This is a genomic window from Vibrio gigantis (assembly GCF_024347515.1).
GTDB lineage: Bacteria > Pseudomonadota > Gammaproteobacteria > Enterobacterales > Vibrionaceae > Vibrio > Vibrio gigantis.
Window position 1 is genome coordinate 3312074 of sequence record NZ_AP025492.1, and the last position, 17812, is coordinate 3329885.

The 17812-nt window shown below is 44.8% G+C and carries 17 protein-coding genes; 11 read left to right on the forward strand and 6 right to left on the reverse strand.

What is annotated here, in order from left to right; all coding sequences use genetic code 11:
* Positions 1–90: 90 nt before the first annotated feature.
* Complete coding sequence (locus tag OCV56_RS14895) at positions 91–438, forward strand: DUF3135 domain-containing protein (RefSeq protein ID WP_086715829.1); 348 nt, start codon at positions 91–93, stop codon at positions 436–438.
* Between the two features lie 62 nt (positions 439–500).
* Here OCV56_RS14895 and OCV56_RS14900 read toward each other — a convergent pair whose 3' ends face one another.
* Together OCV56_RS14900 and OCV56_RS14905 are read right to left on the reverse strand one after the other, a co-directional pair.
* A complete protein-coding gene (locus tag OCV56_RS14900; RefSeq protein WP_086715830.1) occupies positions 501–923 on the reverse strand; it encodes a DUF805 domain-containing protein in 423 nt (140 codons plus the stop codon).
* 45 nt (positions 924–968) lie between these two features.
* A complete protein-coding gene (locus OCV56_RS14905; protein WP_086715831.1) occupies positions 969–1316 on the reverse strand; it encodes a 5-carboxymethyl-2-hydroxymuconate Delta-isomerase in 348 nt (115 codons plus the stop codon).
* Positions 1317–1565: 249 nt separating this feature from the next.
* Here OCV56_RS14905 and tpiA point away from each other — a divergent pair, with 249 nt between their 5' ends.
* Positions 1566–2336, forward strand: coding sequence for a triose-phosphate isomerase (tpiA, locus tag OCV56_RS14910; RefSeq protein WP_086715832.1), 771 nt, complete (start codon positions 1566–1568; stop codon positions 2334–2336).
* A 150-nt stretch (positions 2337–2486) separates the two neighbouring features.
* Here tpiA and pfkA read toward each other — a convergent pair whose 3' ends face one another.
* The 3 genes from pfkA to OCV56_RS14925 all read right to left on the reverse strand — a co-directional run bounded on the left by pfkA (position 2487) and on the right by OCV56_RS14925 (position 5347).
* Positions 2487–3449, reverse strand: coding sequence for a 6-phosphofructokinase (gene pfkA / locus OCV56_RS14915; protein WP_017630912.1), 963 nt, complete (start codon positions 3447–3449; stop codon positions 2487–2489).
* A gap of 317 nt (positions 3450–3766) precedes the next feature.
* Positions 3767–4675, reverse strand: a complete 909-nt coding sequence (fieF, locus tag OCV56_RS14920) for a CDF family cation-efflux transporter FieF (protein WP_086715893.1) — start codon at positions 4673–4675, stop codon at positions 3767–3769.
* A gap of 162 nt (positions 4676–4837) precedes the next feature.
* Positions 4838–5347 (reverse strand): CpxP family protein, encoded by a 510-nt coding sequence (locus OCV56_RS14925; RefSeq protein ID WP_086715833.1) that lies wholly within the window; start codon positions 5345–5347, stop codon positions 4838–4840.
* A gap of 187 nt (positions 5348–5534) precedes the next feature.
* On the opposite strand from OCV56_RS14925, the gene OCV56_RS14930 reads away from it, so the two are divergent.
* The 4 genes from OCV56_RS14930 to trmL all read left to right on the forward strand — a co-directional run bounded on the left by OCV56_RS14930 (position 5535) and on the right by trmL (position 8854).
* The gene (locus OCV56_RS14930; RefSeq protein ID WP_086715835.1) at positions 5535–6224 is read left to right on the forward strand and encodes a response regulator; all 690 of its coding nucleotides are present in this window, start codon (positions 5535–5537) and stop codon (positions 6222–6224) included.
* Positions 6224–7603, forward strand: coding sequence for an envelope stress sensor histidine kinase CpxA (cpxA, locus tag OCV56_RS14935; RefSeq protein ID WP_086715837.1), 1380 nt, complete (start codon positions 6224–6226; stop codon positions 7601–7603). The genes OCV56_RS14930 and cpxA overlap by 1 nt, the downstream gene beginning before the upstream one ends.
* Before the next feature lie 76 nt (positions 7604–7679).
* On the forward strand, positions 7680–8297 hold the full coding sequence (locus OCV56_RS14940) for a superoxide dismutase (protein WP_086715838.1): 618 nt from the start codon (positions 7680–7682) through the stop codon (positions 8295–8297).
* 77 nt (positions 8298–8374) lie between these two features.
* Complete coding sequence (trmL, locus tag OCV56_RS14945; protein WP_009844716.1) at positions 8375–8854, forward strand: tRNA (uridine(34)/cytosine(34)/5-carboxymethylaminomethyluridine(34)-2'-O)-methyltransferase TrmL; 480 nt, start codon at positions 8375–8377, stop codon at positions 8852–8854.
* A gap of 186 nt (positions 8855–9040) precedes the next feature.
* Here trmL and OCV56_RS14950 read toward each other — a convergent pair whose 3' ends face one another.
* On the reverse strand, positions 9041–9565 hold the full coding sequence (locus OCV56_RS14950) for an FxsA family protein (RefSeq protein WP_086715840.1): 525 nt from the start codon (positions 9563–9565) through the stop codon (positions 9041–9043).
* 284 nt (positions 9566–9849) lie between these two features.
* Here OCV56_RS14950 and aspA point away from each other — a divergent pair, with 284 nt between their 5' ends.
* The 5 genes from aspA (at position 9850) to arcC (ending at position 17763) form a co-directional block, all read left to right on the forward strand.
* Positions 9850–11301, forward strand: coding sequence for an aspartate ammonia-lyase (gene aspA, locus OCV56_RS14955; RefSeq protein WP_086715841.1), 1452 nt, complete (start codon positions 9850–9852; stop codon positions 11299–11301).
* 180 nt (positions 11302–11481) lie between these two features.
* On the forward strand, positions 11482–12789 hold the full coding sequence (locus OCV56_RS14960; RefSeq protein WP_086715843.1) for an anaerobic C4-dicarboxylate transporter: 1308 nt from the start codon (positions 11482–11484) through the stop codon (positions 12787–12789).
* Between the two features lie 509 nt (positions 12790–13298).
* On the forward strand, positions 13299–14747 hold the full coding sequence (locus OCV56_RS14965; protein WP_086715846.1) for a YfcC family protein: 1449 nt from the start codon (positions 13299–13301) through the stop codon (positions 14745–14747).
* 808 nt (positions 14748–15555) lie between these two features.
* The gene (gene arcA, locus OCV56_RS14970) at positions 15556–16779 is read left to right on the forward strand and encodes an arginine deiminase (protein WP_086715848.1); all 1224 of its coding nucleotides are present in this window, start codon (positions 15556–15558) and stop codon (positions 16777–16779) included.
* Between the two features lie 72 nt (positions 16780–16851).
* Positions 16852–17763, forward strand: a complete 912-nt coding sequence (gene arcC / locus OCV56_RS14975; RefSeq protein WP_086715850.1) for a carbamate kinase — start codon at positions 16852–16854, stop codon at positions 17761–17763.
* Positions 17764–17812 lie beyond the last annotated feature (49 nt).

The following is a 17812-nucleotide window of genomic DNA, read 5'->3' on the forward strand; positions in this document are numbered from 1 at the left end:
TTTGAGAAAACGCAGATAGATTAAAATTTGTACAGATTTCTTTCTTAAGCTTAAAGCATATGAAACACGCTTAATGCTAAGGAAGGAATGATGGCACATCCACAACCCGCTCAAAAACTGCCACCCTTTGATGAACTTGTCCAACTCGCGAAAAGCGATCCTAAAGCATTCAATCAATTCAAACACGAGATGTGTGAACAGATGATTTGTTCGGCTTCAGAAATGATGCAAGACAGACTTCGCGCTCAACAAAGTCACATCGACTTAGTGGTTAGCCGTTGTAAAAATCCGCACCATGCTAATGTCGTGCTTATGCAGGAGTTGCGTTGTCAGGTCTGTAAATTCCAAGACGCACTCGAAGGCCGCTGCGGTTTTGACGAAACTCTGCCTGAAAATGTCGTACCTTTTAGACCGAATACCGAACCTAAAATGTACTAAGAGTAGAAAGGTATTAAAAAAGGGAGCTCTATGCTCCCTTTTGTTTATTCATTATTCAGCGATTACACTGGATCTTCGCCATAATCATTGCGGCCTTCAGTGCCTTTCAACAAGCCACATTCAATCAAAATCCATAAGCCACACACTAATGCCGCAACGGTTGCCGCCATATGAACTGGCGATACAGATTCTGTCGTCGTCGCTGCCATTGGTGAAGCTAAGCGACCTAGCACTAGCGGCACATTCAATAATAACCAGTAGTTAGACTTGTTGCGGTCGTGCCAGCGCTTAGCGGTTACCGCAAGGTCTGGGATCACAAGCATCAATAGGAAGATTGGCAGCAGGATATAAGAGTAAGCAGGGAACAACACAGAGATACCAGAAGCAAAGCCGGTAATCGCTATATAGTAGAAAACATTCCAAATCCAGTAAGTCTTACGACCAATTCTCCCTTTGAAAGAGAGCAGTAATTCTTTCATCGACATCTTAAATACTCAAATTTATGCGCCGCTGAAAGTCAGCAGCAATGGTTAGTTTATTACTTTTTGAAAGCAACTTTTATCCATATCACGAATATTCACCGTTAAGCTTCTTACATGACTCGCTTGTTCTTGCAGGGTCTGCATTAACGATCGTGACAATTCTCGCTTTTGCTCTTCCGTTCGTCCCGAAAGTAGCTCAAAGCTGATATGAATAAAGTCTACACTATCTTCCTCGTCACCGACCAACCAATTATGGCAACGCAGTGAACGAGACTTCACTGACGGCACATCAAACAAGCCGCATGTGAGTGCTACTTGATGGAGATCTTCTAGTAAGCCTTGGATATTCACTCGCTCATCCACTGAATTGGAGTACTCTAGAACTAGATTCGGCATTGTTACTTCCTGTTGTTAACGCAATCGTTTGTCCCTTAATAACAACTAACGATGAAAAATCCGAGAGGTTAGCTATTATTCTGTCTGCCGGATCACTGATATATGTTCAAAATCTACTCTGACCATTGAGTAAGATCCAAGAAAGTCATGACCACAGTCATGATCTGTTGATATTAATCTGTTATATTATTTCGTAATAAAGTTTACTTTTTTACATTCGATTTATTTAAATACTTTGGAGATATTCCTATGCGTCATCCTGTAGTTATGGGTAACTGGAAACTAAACGGCAGCAAAGAAATGGTTGTTGATCTACTAAACGGTCTTAACGCTGAACTTGAAGGCGTAACAGGCGTAGACGTAGCAGTTGCTCCACCAGCACTTTTCGTTGATCTAGCAGAGCGTACGCTTACTGAAGCGGGCAGCGCGATCATCCTAGGTGCTCAAAACTCTGACCTAAACAACAGCGGTGCATTCACTGGCGACATGTCTCCAGCAATGCTTAAAGAGTTCGGCGCATCTCACATCATCATCGGTCACTCTGAGCGTCGTGAATACCACAACGAATCAGATGAGTTCGTAGCTAAGAAATTCGCATTCCTAAAAGAGAACGGCCTAACTCCAGTTCTTTGCATCGGTGAATCTGAAGCACAAAACGAAGCAGGCGAAACTGTTGCAGTATGTGCACGTCAACTTGACGCAGTTATCAACACTCAAGGTGTTGAAGCTCTAGAAGGCGCTATCATCGCTTACGAACCAATCTGGGCTATCGGTACTGGTAAAGCAGCTACAGCTGAAGATGCACAACGCATTCACGCTCAAATCCGTGCACACATCGCAGAGAAATCTGAAGAAGTTGCTAAGAAAGTTGTTATCCAATACGGCGGTTCTGTTAAGCCAGACAACGCAGCAGCTTACTTCGCACAACCAGACATCGACGGTGCTCTAGTTGGCGGCGCAGCTCTAGACGCGAAAAGCTTCGCAGCTATCGCTAAAGCAGCAGCTGAAGCAAAAGCTTAATTTAAACGTCACCGTTTAAATTGAATGAAAGGTCAACTTAGGTTGGCCTTTTTTATTGCCTGTCATTTCTGAAATCTCAAACAACAGACATAAAAAAACCGCTGATAAATCAGCGGTTTTAAAATTCTTTAAGCAAACACTAAGCGTGGCTTAGAACAACTCTTCTGCTACACGGAACAGCTCAGAACGGTCTGGGTTCTGCATATTCTCGATACAGTCGATGATGTCGTGGTGAACAAGTTCTTCTTTCTCAATACCAACACAACGACCACCGTGACCTTCTTGAAGAAGGTGAACAGCGTAGTTACCCATGCGTGAAGCCAGTACACGGTCAAATGCAGTAGGACGACCACCACGTTGGATGTGACCAAGAACCGTTGCGCGAGTCTCACGACCTGTTGCAGTTTCGATCTCTTTAGCCAGTTCGTTCGCATCCATCATTAGTTCAGTTAGAGCAATGATTGCGTGCTTCTTACCTTTCGCAATACCATCTTGGATGTTGCCGATAAGCTGCTCTTTATCTAGGCCAGTCTCTGGAGTAATGATGTACTCACAACCACCCGCGATTGCTGACATAAGCGTAAGGTCACCACAGTGACGGCCCATGATTTCAACAATAGAAATACGTTGGTGAGAAGAAGACGTGTCACGTAGACGGTCGATTGAATCGATAACTGTATTAAGCGCTGTTAGGTAACCGATTGTGTAGTCAGTACCCGCGATATCGTTATCGATTGTGCCTGGAAGACCGATACATGGGTAACCCATCTCAGTTAGCTTCTTAGCACCCATGTAAGAGCCGTCACCACCGATAACAACAAGTGCTTCGATGCCGTGTTTCTTAAGGTTTTCGATGCCTTTCTCACGAACAGCAACGTCTTTGAATTCAGGGAAACGAGCAGAACCTAAGAAGGTACCACCACGGTTGATTACGTCAGATACGCTTGAACGGTCAAGCTTTTCGATACGGTCTTCAACAAGACCTTGGTAGCCGTCGTAAATGCCGTAAACTTCAATGCCAACTGATAACGCAGTACGAACAACGCCGCGAACTGCTGCGTTCATACCTGGAGCGTCACCACCACTGGTCAAAACACCGATCTTCTTAATCATGCTCACCCTCGATTTTTGGGAATCTATTATTCAATTCTTGTTCTTGCTGATTGTATATCAACAAGATTTTAAATCTATATTTGTGCGTTATGTTACATTTCCTCAACAGGAATAGCACTCAAATCGCGTAAAATTATGTAACATTTCTACTTCTGTAAGAGTATTACAGTTTTACTCAATAACTTTGTTGATTCACATCAGAATCAACATTAATTGTTACTAAGGTGGTTTTTGAATCACCTAGGAGTTAATAATTTTTACTCACTCTAGTTCAAAAGCCACCCACTTACCATTTGCCAGCTGATTTTTAGCACGCATTACCACGAGTGGAATTTCTGCTGCTTCTCCGGCCCAAAGACGACCGAGTACGGGTCTTGGTGAATTAATACATCAGCATCAGGGAACACAGAGATAAGCTTAGCCTCTACTTCATCAGAAATGCGATGCGCTTCAATAAGTGGCATCTCATCTTCAAGTTCTAAGTGCAATTGAATGAAGCGAATTGGCCCCGAACGACGAGTTCTCAGCTGATGCACACCAAGCACCCCTTCCACACTCAACGATGTCTCTTTTATCTGCTTTAACTCTTCATCTGGCAACTTATGATCAAGCAGAGATTGAATCGCTTCCATCGCCATTTGATAAGCGCTGTAAAGAATGTAGATACCGATACCGACCGCAAATACAGAATCCGCTTGGCCAATGCCAAACCAGCTCAACGCTAGAGCCAGCATGATTGCTGCATTCATATATAGGTCAGATTGGTAGTGCAGTGAGTCAGCGGCAATGGCTTGGCTACCCGTTTTCTTCACCACGTGTTTTTGGAATCGAACTAAGCCGAAGGTCATGATCATCGCGAATAAGCTGACGTAGATACCAATCTCTGGAGAGTTCAGTTCATGAGGTCTGAAGAAGCGCTCAATACCATTAAGAATGAGGAAACAAGCCGAGCCCGATATAAACATCGCTTGAGCTAATGCGGCAAGAGATTCAGCCTTGCCATGACCAAAGGTATGTTCTTTGTCGGCGGGCTGCAAAGAGTAGCGAACTACGATGAGGTTAACGACAGAGGCCGCAATATCTAACATTGAATCCACCACGGAAGCCAACAGACTCACGGAACCTGTCACCCACCACGCTACGACTTTCACTATCAATAAAATAGTGGCGATGGTGGTGGCTGCCCAAGCAGCGAGCGTAACTAAACGTGCGTATTCTTGTTTCATAACTTGGCTATAAAGTGACTGATAGCACAAAGTATAACCTGCAAACAACCAATTGAATATGACAGCTAGGATGTAAGACATTCATTTTTAGCGATCAAAAAAGCGGCACTCGGCCGCTTCTTTCTAAACACTTTCATTCAAAGCTGCTTTCTCAAGCTTGAATTACTTGTCTTTATTCATGTGCTTTTCCATTTTTTCAGCACACTTAGTCATGCGCTCTTGTTGGATCTCTTTCAGTTGAGTCTTTTGCTCAGCCGTTAGTACGCTCATCATTTCGTGTTGCTTCTTCAGCATTGCCACGCGACGCTCAGTTTGCTTCTCAACCATTTCGCTTGCTAGGTCGTTCGCTGCTGATTCATCGAAGTTATCAGCCAGTACCAATGCTTGAACTTTCTCTTGGTGCGCTTTCATTTTCGCCATTTTATCGGCTTTATTGCCAGCGTGTTTTTCTTTCATCTCTGCACGATTCGCTTCGCGCATCTCTTTTAGTTCTTCTTTTTGAGCGTCCGTTAGGTCTAGCTGACGCATCACTTTCTTGTCGAAGCCGCCGCATTTACCGTGCATGCCTTTATGATCGCCTTTATCACCACCACCGTAAGCATACGCGCTTGCTGTACCAAAAATAAGTGGAAGTGCCGCAGCTGCTAGTACAAGTTTCTTAGTCATTTTCATAATTGTTGCCTCAATTCGGTATAATAAGTCATGTGTTGCGTCTGTTTCTCAGCGCTTGAATATAGATTAGTCTTTCCCTCGTAAAGTGACGTTTAGAAAGCGTAAAGAATCGTAAAGAGTGAAAGTTGACGAATAATTAGCAGTATTATTAACGTGTAAATAGTAGATAACCGATTAAGGCTTCCCAATGGCGAACATTCTTCTTATTGATGACGACACCGAGTTAACCAGCTTACTCAAAGACATTCTGAGCTTTGAGGGCTTCACTGTTTCCGAAGCCAATGATGGCTATGCGGGACTTGAAGCTATCAATGATGAGATTGACCTGATTCTTTTGGATGTGATGATGCCGCGTCTTAATGGCATGGAAACACTCAAGAAGCTGAGAGAGAATTGGGAAACACCCGTGCTAATGCTGACGGCAAAAGGCGAAGAGATCGACCGTGTGATTGGCCTTGAGCTTGGCGCAGACGACTACCTTCCAAAGCCTTTCAGTGACCGAGAGTTGCTTGCTCGTATTCGCGCTATCTTACGCCGAACACAAACCAACAGCACTCCTAAAACAGCCAGTGATAAGGTTCAATATCAAGACATTGAAGTATTCCCTGGTAAACAAGAAGCCTACTGCAACGGTGAGCTAATAGACCTCACCACAACAGAGTTCGCACTACTGAGTCACCTTATCCAAAACCCAGGGCAAGTGATCACCAAAGAAGCACTAAGCCTAGACGTGCTAGGTAAACGGCTCGCGGCGTTTGATCGCGCGATAGACATGCACATCTCCAACCTACGTAAGAAGATTCCCGAGCGCAGCGACGGCAAATCACGCATCAAAACCTTACGCGGTCGTGGCTACTTATTGGTAGAGGAAGATTAATGCGTATACCTAAAATCACCAGCTTATATGGACGTATCTTTGCCATCTTTTGGTTCACCATGTTACTGGTGCTTTTATCTGTACTTTCGCTGCCACACTTAGACCCGCGAGTGGCGCGCGATGTGCCCGCCGATCATCTCAATAAATTAGAGCGTATTGCTAAGAGCACCGAAAAACGCTACGCCAGAGAGCCGAATCTGGGGAAGATCATCTTCCAACTTGAGGCACCACGTAGCCGTAAGGATTCTCGGGCTCGCATCTATTTAACCGACCTTGAGGGCGCAGTCCTAACCTCAAAAAGGCATTCAGACTACAAACTTAAAGCGATTCGTAACTTTGTGACCTCAATTGATAACCCAGAGGTACCAAAGCAGAAGCTTTACGGACACTACATGGTGGCTGGGCCAGTGCCGATTACACTCGCTGGTGAAGAACTGCTGATGTACGCCGGAGTGAAGTGGAATCAACCGCCGCCATTTTTGCTACGACTGTTTGATAGACCTCTACAGCTATTGCTTGCTGTCATGCTAGCGAGTACTCCGCTATTACTTTGGTTAGCTTGGGCACTGAGTCAACCAGCTCGCAGGCTAGAACGCGCAGCTCAACGTGTAGCGAAAGGTCAGTTTGAGGTCGACCCTACACTTGAAAAAGGTACCTCTGAATTCAGACAAGCGGGTGAAAGCTTTAACCAAATGGTCGAAGCGGTAAACCAGATGATTTCAGGGCAACAACGACTGCTCTCTGATATATCACACGAGCTCCGCTCTCCACTGACTCGTCTGCGCATGGCGAATGCACTGGCGATTCGTAAACAAGGTGATAGCCCAGAGCTTGATCGTATTGATACCGAGGCGCAGCGTTTAGAGCAGATGATCAGTGAGCTACTGACGCTGTCTCGCATGCAGGTCGACAGCCACATTACTCGTGAGGTTCAGCCTATCTCGAGCCTGTGGGAAGAGATCTTGAAAGACGCACAGTTTGAAGCCGAACAAATGGGCAAACAACTGACGTTCTCAGAGATCCCTGAACGTTCAATTTCAGGTAATCCTAAGCTGCTGATGAGTGCGTTAGACAACATTACACGCAATGCGATCTACTACGGCAAAGACCAAGTCGATGTGCAATTCCATGTGGTCCAAGATCAGCTAACAATTTGCGTCAATGATAATGGTGATGGTGTGCCAGAGGATGAACTGGACTCTATCTTCAGACCTTTCTATCGTGTCTCCACTGCTCGTGATCGTAATACCGGAGGCACAGGGCTTGGGTTAACCATTACTGAGAGTGCGATTCGCCAACACAGCGGAACCATCACAGCAACCCGCAGCCAGTTAGGTGGATTGCAACTCGAAATCACCCTACCTATCTTACCGGTGTAATACCCCTACAAAGATCACAGTTGATAATGATTGTTATTATCATTATGGTAAATCCTCTAATTATGGAGGATTTACCATGTCGCACACTTTCCCTGATCTACCCTACGCTTACGATGCCCTAGAACCTTACATTGATGCTAAAACGATGGAAGTGCATTACAGCAAGCACCACAGAACCTACTACGATAAGTTTGTTGCGGCGGTGTCTGGCAGCGAACTAGAACAGCAATCTCTGACCGAGATCTTCGCTAACATCTCACAACACAGTCCTGCCGTGCGCAACAATGGTGGCGGCTACTACAACCACATTTTGTATTGGAACTGTATGTCCCAAGACGGCGGTGGTGAACCAACGGGCGAGCTTGGTAAGGCGATTAAAAGCACATTTGGAGATTTTGCTGCATTCCAAGATCAGTTCGCTCAAGCAGCAATCAATACCTTCGGTTCAGGCTTTGCGTGGTTGGTGGTAGAAGAAGGGCAATTGAAAATCATCTCGACCTCAAACCAAGACAACCCGTGGATGGATACCATCGCCAGTAACGGTGAGCCGATTCTTGCGCTGGATGTTTGGGAACACGCCTACTACATCAGCTACCAAAACCGTCGCCCCGATTACATCAATGCATGGTGGAATGTGGTGAATTGGAATGCGGTTTCTGAAAACTACGCACAAGCCCTCGCGAATAAAGCGTAAGCTAATGGTGGTGAACTGTACTCACTCAGCTTGCCACCGTATACTCTGGCTATCTTTGATTATTCTTATGAACCAACATGTTTGATATCGCTCTATACGAACCAGAAATTGCACCCAATACGGGTAACATCATCCGCCTATGTGCTAACTGTGGCGCAAACCTGCATCTTATCGAACCACTTGGCTTTGATTTTGAAGAGAAGAAAGTGCGTCGTGCTGGCTTGGACTACCATGACCTTGCCCGAGTTAAGCGTCACAAGAATCTAGAAGCCTTCCTTGAGTATCTAGAGAATGAACGCGAAGGTGATTTCCGTATCTTCGCTTGCACCACTAAAACCACAGGTCACCACGTTGATGCCAAGTTCCAACAAGGCGATGTGTTGATGTTTGGCCCTGAGACACGCGGCCTACCTGCTGAGTTCATCGAAAGCATGCCGATGGAACAACGTATTCGTATTCCAATGATGCCAGACGCACGCAGCCTGAACCTATCAAATGCTGTAGCAATCATCGCATTTGAAGCGTGGCGACAAATGGGCTTTGAAGGCGCGGTATAAATACCAACCTCAGTAAAGAACCGCTCACCCGGCCTGTTACCTATTCCTGCTAACAATAGTAAATAGCTAATACGCAATAAAAAAGGCTCTTACCGTTATCTCTTTCTTGCGAAGGATAAAGGTAAGAGCCTTTTCTGTTTCTGGTCTTTTATCTTTCTATATAAAAGAAAGTATAAAGCGACGAGATTAGTTTAAGCGATTACGATCGTTGTCATCGTCTTTCTTCTCAAACTCACCTTCAAAGGTGTTGCCGTCTTTTGACTGATCAAATGGGTCACGATTAAACGGGTCTTGTCCAAATGGACTCTGACCAAAACCACCCTGCCCACCAGCGTGGAAACCGCCAGACATGTTTTTAACCACCATTTTTTCCATCATTTTCTTGGCAATCATCGCTCTTGGCGCTGGCAGTAACACCAACATACCAAGCGCATCTGTCATAAAGCCCGGAGTCAGCAGCAGTACACCTGCAACCGCAAGCATTACGCCTTCAAGAATCTGTTGTGCTGGCATTTCGCCTTGTTGTAACCGACCTTGCACAGACATAAGTGTCTGAATGCCTTGGCTACGAACAAGCGATGCACCAACAAATGCCGTGATCAAAACCAACGCAATAGTTGGCCACAATCCTAAGAAGCCACCAACTTGAATAAATAGCCCAATCTCAATGATGGGTACGAAGATAAATAGTAATAATAAGATAGGAAACACACGCCCTCCTTTGTTACTTGCAGTTTACGCTGAAAGCCCTAGCAATCTCAAATTTATCCTGTAAATAAGCGTGTTTATTGACCCAAATTAACTTTGCAAAATATTGACGAAACAAAACCGAAAAAGGTGATCAACTTACTATTTTTATGCGCTAAGTACAGTATCATGTGCCACATAAGTCAGGACGGATTTATCAGCCCAATATTCTAGCGAACGGAGTATTTGCACACAGAATAGGCTAATAACTAACTATATAATCAGAATAATTCTCTAAGGATCCTGTTATGGCTACTCTATCAGAAGCACAAGTTGATGCTCCTCAAGCTACTCGTCTCGAAGAAGATCTTTTAGGTCAACGTCATGTTCCGGCTGATGCTTACTACGGCATCCACACCCTACGCGCAGTTGAAAACTTCAACATCTCAAATGTAACGATCTCAGATGTACCTGAATTCGTTCGCGGTATGGTGATGACAAAGAAAGCAGCGGCTTTAGCAAACAAAGAGTTAGGTGTGATTCCTAGCGAAGTGGCTAAATACATCATCCAAGCTTGTGACCTAATTCTAGACACTGGCAAGTGCATGGATCAGTTCCCATCGGACGTTTTCCAAGGTGGTGCTGGTACTTCTGTAAACATGAACGCAAACGAAGTTGTAGCGAACGTGGCACTTGAGCTTATGGGCAAAGAAAAAGGCCAATACGAGTTCATCAACCCGAACGACCACGTAAACCGCAGCCAATCGACTAACTGTGCTTACCCAACTGGCTTCCGTATCTCTGTGTACAACAGTGTTCGTAAACTGATCGACGCTATCGAGTACCTAAAAGGTGCATTCGAACTTAAGAGCCAAGAATTCAACACAATTTTGAAGATGGGTCGTACTCAGCTTCAAGACGCAGTTCCAATGACGGTTGGCCAAGAGTTCCACGCTTGGGCTGTAACCATCAATGAAGAAATCAAAAACCTAGAATACACATCAAAGCTACTGCTTGAAGTTAACCTAGGCGCAACAGCTATCGGCACAGGTCTAAACGCAGCACCAGGCTACCAAGGCCTTGCAGTTAAACACCTAGCAGAAGTAACGGGGCTAGAGTGTGTAGCGGCTGAAGATTTAATCGAAGCGACATCTGACTGTGGCGCGTATGTAATGACGCACGGCGCACTTAAGCGTCTAGCGGTTAAGCTGTCTAAGATCTGTAACGATTTACGTCTACTTTCTTCAGGCCCACGTACTGGCCTGAACGAACTGAACCTACCTGAACTACAAGCTGGCTCTTCAATCATGCCTGCCAAAGTAAACCCAGTTGTACCTGAAGTAGTAAACCAAGTTTGCTTTAAAGTTCTAGGTAACGACAACACGGTTTCTTTCGCTGCAGAAGGTGGTCAACTTCAACTTAACGTAATGGAGCCGGTTATTGCACAAAGCATGTTTGAGTCTCTAGACATTCTAACAAACGCATGTGTGAACCTGCGCGACAAGTGTGTCGACGGCATTACTGTGAACAAAGAAGTATGTGAATCACACGTATTTAACTCTATCGGTATCGTTACTTACCTAAACCCATACATTGGCCACCACGAGGGTGACATTGTTGGTAAGATCTGTGCTGAAACAGGTAAGAGTGTTCGTGATGTGGTTCTAGAACGCGGTTTATTAACCGAAGAAGAACTTGATGACATTTTCTCTGTTGAAAATTTGATGCATCCTCAGTATAAAGCGAAGCGCTACGAATAAAGTTAGCGAGAAAGGGCTCCAAGCGGAGCCCTTTTTTAGGCTCCAATACGGTTAACCCTGTTTATTTTGTGGTTTTCTATATGTTGCACTTTTGCTTAATCGAATCTAAACCATAGAACTATTATCTGAACATTCCCTCAATGAGTGGTCACATAATAAAATCTAAATGAGGTGTTACTTATGATTGCAGTAGAACTATTTATCGTCCTGCTCTTTATCTTTTTGGGGGCCAGAATTGGCGGCATCGGTATTGGTTTTGCCGGTGGTGCTGGTGTTATTGCCCTTTCACTTATTCTTGGCGTTCCAACAAGCCAATCTTTTATCCCAATTGATGTAATCTTGATCATCATGTCGGTTATCACCGCAATTGCTGCAATGCAGGTTGCTGGCGGTATGGACTGGTTAGTGCAAATTGCAGAAAACTTTTTGCGTAAGCACCCAGAACGCATCACCTTTTACGCGCCGATTGTGACCTTTTTAATGACGCTGATGGCGGGTACTGGTCATACAGCATTCTCAACTCTGCCAGTTATTGCAGAAGTAGCAAAAGGCCAAGGTGTACGTCCTTCTCGCCCACTGTCTATTGCTGTTGTTGCTTCTCAAATTGCTATCACGGCTTCGCCAATCTCGGCAGCGGTTGTGGCTTTCGCAGCAATGCTTGCACCGTTCGGTGTTGATTACCTAACGCTACTGATGGTTTGTATCCCAACAACCTTCATCGCTTGTATGGTTGGCGCGGTTGTCGCTAACTACATGGGTAGCGAGCTAAAAGACGATCCTGTTTACCAAGAGCGTCTAGAGAAAGGTCTAATTAAACTGGCAACAGAAGAAAAACGCGAGATCCTTCCAACAGCGAAGAAAGCAACTTACATCTTCCTAGCAGCGATTGGTTTCGTGGTTTGCTACGCAGCAGCTATCTCTAGCTCAGTTGGCCTAATTGAAAACCCTGCACTAGGTCGTAACGAAGCGATCATGTCTGTGATGTTAGCGGCAGCAGCGGCAATCGTTATGTTCACTAAGATTGATGCCGCGAAGATTTCTTCAGCGCCAACATTCCGCTCTGGTATGACTGCGTGTGTTTGTGTGCTTGGTGTGGCTTGGTTAGGTTCAACGTTTGTAAACGCACACGTTGCTGAAATCAAAGACGTAGCAGGTGCTCTATTGGCTGACTACCCATGGATGCTGGCTCTTGTTCTGTTCTTCGCTTCTATGCTGCTTTACTCTCAAGGCGCAACAACCGTTGCACTGATGCCTGCAGCTTTAGCGATTGGCGTAGCACCACTAACAGCCGTAGCTTCTTTTGCTGCGGTAAGTGCGCTGTTCGTTCTTCCAACTTACCCAACGCTACTAGCAGCCGTTGAGATGGATGACACAGGATCAACGCGTATCGGTAACCTAGTATTCAACCACCCATTCTTCATTCCAGGTGTGGTAACAATCAGTACTGCGGTAGCGCTAGGCTTCGCATTCGGCGGCCTGTTTATCTAACACTCGCTAATGATTGAACATTAAAAAGGAAGCTTCGGCTTCCTTTTTTGTTTTCTACCCAATGTGATATTTGATACACGTCAAATATCCATTATAAACTTTAAAAATCGCCCAAAAATAAAGTTTGAATAAAATTCCAAGGTTATTCAAACCAACTAGAAACAACACCTATCAAATCAATCCCCCCTCGCTTTTCTTTAATCCATATCGAATATTAATCCAAGCTAACTAACCAAAAAACCTTGCTGTTTTCATGCCATTTTTCAGCCCATTCATTGGCGATTATTTTTGTGAACAGCACCAAACTTAAATACTGAAGTAAGGAATAAAATAACCGCAGCTAAAATAAATCCAACTTCATTTAGATTGGTAAATATAAAAATAACCTTAATTTAAAGTCAGCAACTTTTATCGTTGGTCACTTTATAATAGTCAATGTGTTTACAATCTATAAATCATTAGTCGCTAATTCACATCACTTTTATTTAAGATGATGTAAGGAGATAGCCATGACAACTCAGACAATACCAAGCGAGACAAAAAAGGGCGGCTTCTTTGCCAATTTTAAATTCCCTTCTGCTTATACCATTCTATTTATTCTAATTGCGTTCGTCGCGCTCCTTACCTGGATTGTTCCAGCAGGACAATACGACCGAGCAATGAATGAGGAGCTAGGTCGAGAAGTACCTGTAACAGGTACTTATCAAGCGGTAGAGGGTAACCCTCAAGGTGTAATTGACGTACTACTAGCGCCTATTGACGGCTTCTACGACCACAATAGCTATGAAGCTGCGGCAATAGACGTTTCACTGTTCATCTTAATCATTGGTGGCTTCTTAGGACTCGTCACCAAGACGGGAGCGATTGATGCCGGTATCGAACGCGTCACCGCCCGCTTAGAAGGGCGAGAAGAGTTGATGATACCAATACTGATGGCACTATTTGCCGCGGGCGGTACTGTCTACGGCATGGCAGAAGAATCACTGCCCTTCTACACCCTATTAGTACCTGTGATGATGGCTGCTCGTTTTGACCCTCTGGTGGCTGCCGCAACCGTACTGCTTGGCGCAGGCATAGGGGTGCTAGGCTCAACCATTAACCCGTTCGCAACGGTTATCGCTGCTAACGCCTCTGGTATTCCATTTACCGACGGTATCGCGCTGCGTGTTGGTATGCTAATTATTGGCTGGGGTATCTGTGTCGCCTACGTCATGCGTTACGCAAGAATGGTGCAAGCCGATCCAAGCAAATCGATTGTGTATGACAAATACGAAGAGAACAAAGCGCACTTCCTTGGCAACGCAAGTGGCGAAAAACTTGAATTCACCGCAACTCGTAAGCTAATTCTGACTATTTTTGGTGGCTCATTCGCGGTAATGATTTACGGTGTTTCCGTTGCTGGATGGTGGATGGCAGAGATCTCTGCAATGTTCTTAGCTGCGACCATCATCGTTGGTATAGTGTCTCGCATGAGCGAAGAAGAGTTTACGTCAAGCTTCATTGATGGTGCTCGTGACCTACTGGGCGTGGCGCTTATTATAGGCATCGCACGTGGCATTGTGGTGGTGATGGACCGCGGTATGATCACAGACACCATCCTCTTCTCTGCAGAGCAGATGGTCACCGGGTTGTCTTCGGTTATCTTTATTAACGTGATGTTCTTCTTAGAAATTCTATTGTCATTTTTAGTGCCATCAACGTCTGGTTTAGCGGTATTGACCATGCCAATCATGGCGCCATTGGCCGACTTTGCTGGTGTAGGTCGTGACCTTGTTATCACTGCTTACCAATCAGCCTCTGGCTTGGTGAACTTAATCACACCGACCTCTGCGGTAGTAATGGGTGGCTTGGCGATTGCTCGTGTCCCTTACGTACGCTGGGTTAAATGGGTTATGCCATTAATCGGTATCTTGATGGTGTTCTGCATCATTGTACTGAGTATTGGTGCGCTTATCTAAAACCAGCACACCTCACTTTCTCACACAAAGCCGCTTTCTTAGCGGCTTTTTTGTCACTATCGACTCTAACAAGCTCCTTTCAGAAAAATGCCCTCACAAGCTGCCCACGCATCATTTAAAGCCTCTCTATCACCTAACCTAAGCAGTAAAACGCAAACGAGCTGAAGACACTTGCTAGAAAGCAAAATCAATATTTAACCATCCACGTCAAGGCTAATAAATAAACAAACATTCATCGCTACTATATTTAGATAAATACTTAGTCACTTATTAGAGTTAATTATATTTAAAGAAATTAATTCAGTAATAACCTAGGAGTAATATTGGCTATTTTCATAGAAAATCAGATTAAAACACTCGATTATAAAGTGTGACCGCAATAGCTTTATTCGAATTTAAATTGTTAAGGAATAATTAATTTCACATTCAAAATTAAATATATAAATACTAACACTGCATACTTCCACCTTAAGCTTAATCTTATCAATAAATTTATATTGCATATAAACCCCTGCAATCTCCGTTCTAGTAAGACGAGCAAAAAAAGCATGCATAATGTTCCCTAAGAGTTAACTATTTAGAAGGGATAAACAATAGTTAAAAGTGCATAAAGTTTGTTACAACCCTTAATTTTAAAGGGCTGCGGGATAAAAAACGATTTGTGATAGATCTCTAAGAATACCTGACTAGCAGGCGTAATATTAATTCCAGACAAGAGATATGAATAAATAATTCATTCTTCTCAACTGAAAATAAATAATTACTCTTAGCGATAAAAGTAATTCAAATATATAAGAGAGAGACGATCATGAGTAAGTTCTATGTAGGTTCTGAAATAGGTCAATTACGCCGCGTTCTAGTTCACCGTCCAAGACGCGCACTGACTCACCTAACACCATCTAACTGCCACGATTTGCTGTTTGATGACGTACTGGCCGTTGAGCGTGCAGGTAAAGAGCATGATGCATTTACTCAAACGCTACGTGATCAAGGTGTTGAAGTTCTTCTTCTTACTGACCTACTAGCAGACACGCTAGCCGTGCCAGAAGCGAAAGATTGGCTTCTGAATCATCAAGTTTCTGATTACCGCTTAGGTAAAACTTTTGCTAACGATGTGCGCTGCTACCTGGGCGACTTACCAAACCTAGAGCTAGCAAAAATCCTAACGGGCGGTCTGTCTTACGCAGAAATGCCAATGAAATCATCTTCAATGATGCAAGGTATGCACGCACCAACCGACTTCATTATCGAACCTCTACCAAACCACCTATTTACTCGTGACACATCTTGCTGGGTATACGGTGGCGTATCCATCAACCCGATGGCGAAGCCTGCTCGTCAACGTGAAACCAACCACGTTCGCGCTATTTATCGCTGGCATCCAACATTCGCTGGCCAAGATTTCATTAAATACTTCGGCGATGAAGAAAGCATCAGCTACGACAACTCAACGATTGAAGGTGGTGACGTTCTTGTTATCGGTCGTGGCACGGTTCTTATCGGTATGTCTGAGCGTACAACAGCACAAGGTGTTGAGCACTTAGCATCTAGCCTATTCAAACACGGTCAAGCGAAACAAGTTATCGCAATGCAACTACCAAAACACCGTTCTTGCATGCACTTAGATACCGTTATGACTCACATGAACGAAGATACGTTCTCTGTTTACCCTGAAGTGGTGAGTAAAGACGTGCAGTGCTGGAATCTAACTGGCGATGAGTCTGGCGCGGTGAAAGTGAAAGAAGAAGGCTACTTTGTAACGGCTATCGAAAAAGCACTGGGCGTAGACAAGCTAAACCTAATCACGACGGGTGGTGACAACTTCCATGCAGAACGTGAGCAGTGGAACGATGCAAACAATGTACTAACGGTTAAACCTGGCGTCGTAATTGGCTACGAAGGCAACACCTACACCAACGAAAAATACGACAAAGCAGGCATCACGGTTCTTCCGATTCCTGGAGACGAACTTGGCCGCGGTCGCGGTGGCGCACGCTGCATGAGCTGCCCAATTGAGCGTGATGGTATCTAATCACTAAGACGAAACGGCCAAGTTGAACCATCTTAAATAATCTCAGCTTGGCCAAAATGAGAGAACACAATTATGACTAAGCAAACTGTTGTTGTTGCACTCGGCGGTAATGCCCTACTTCGTCGCGGTGAACCGTTAGAAGCCGATGTTCAACGCCGTAATATTGAAACGGCGGTGAAAACCATCTCTGAAATAGCAAAAGTGTACAACGTAGTGTTAGTACATGGTAATGGCCCACAGGTTGGCTTACTTGCTCTACAAGGTTTGGAATACAAGAAAGTAAACCCATACCCGTTAGATGTGTTGGGCAGCGAAACTCAAGGCATGATCGGCTACATGTTGATGCAAGAGTTCAAGAACTACCTGCCTAACCGCAACATCTCGTGCATGTTGACCCAAATGACGGTTGATCCAAACGATCCTGCATTTGCCGATCCAACCAAACCGATTGGCCCGATCTACGAAGAAGCTGAAGCGCGTGAATTGGCAGAGAAATTCCATTGGATCGTCAAACCCGACGGCCAACATTTCCGCCGTGTAGTACCAAGCCCAAGACCAACAGGCATTGTTGAACACGAAGCGATCACCCAGCTTATCGATGCAGGTCACCTAGTGATTTGTACTGGCGGTGGCGGCATCCCAGTGAAAAAAGAGAATGGCAAATTAGTTGGTGTGGAAGCGGTTATCGACAAAGACATGTCAGCGGCTTTCTTGGCGAAACAACTGGATGCAGATGCGCTACTTATTTTGACCGATGCTGACGCAGTGTACCTTGACTGGGGCAAACCGACTCAACACGCACTACGCAGTACTACACCAAGTGAACTCGCAAAATTCGAATTTGATGCCGGTTCAATGGGGCCAAAAATTGAAGCATCGTGCGAATTCATCCAACAAGGCGGCAAAGTCGTCGGTATCGGAGCGCTGGAAGATGGTTTGCAAATTCTGCAAGGCCAAGCGGGCACCAACATCACCAAAGATTAATCCACTCGCGAGCACTTTAAACCTTGCGAGAAAACTGAATCACCGTTTG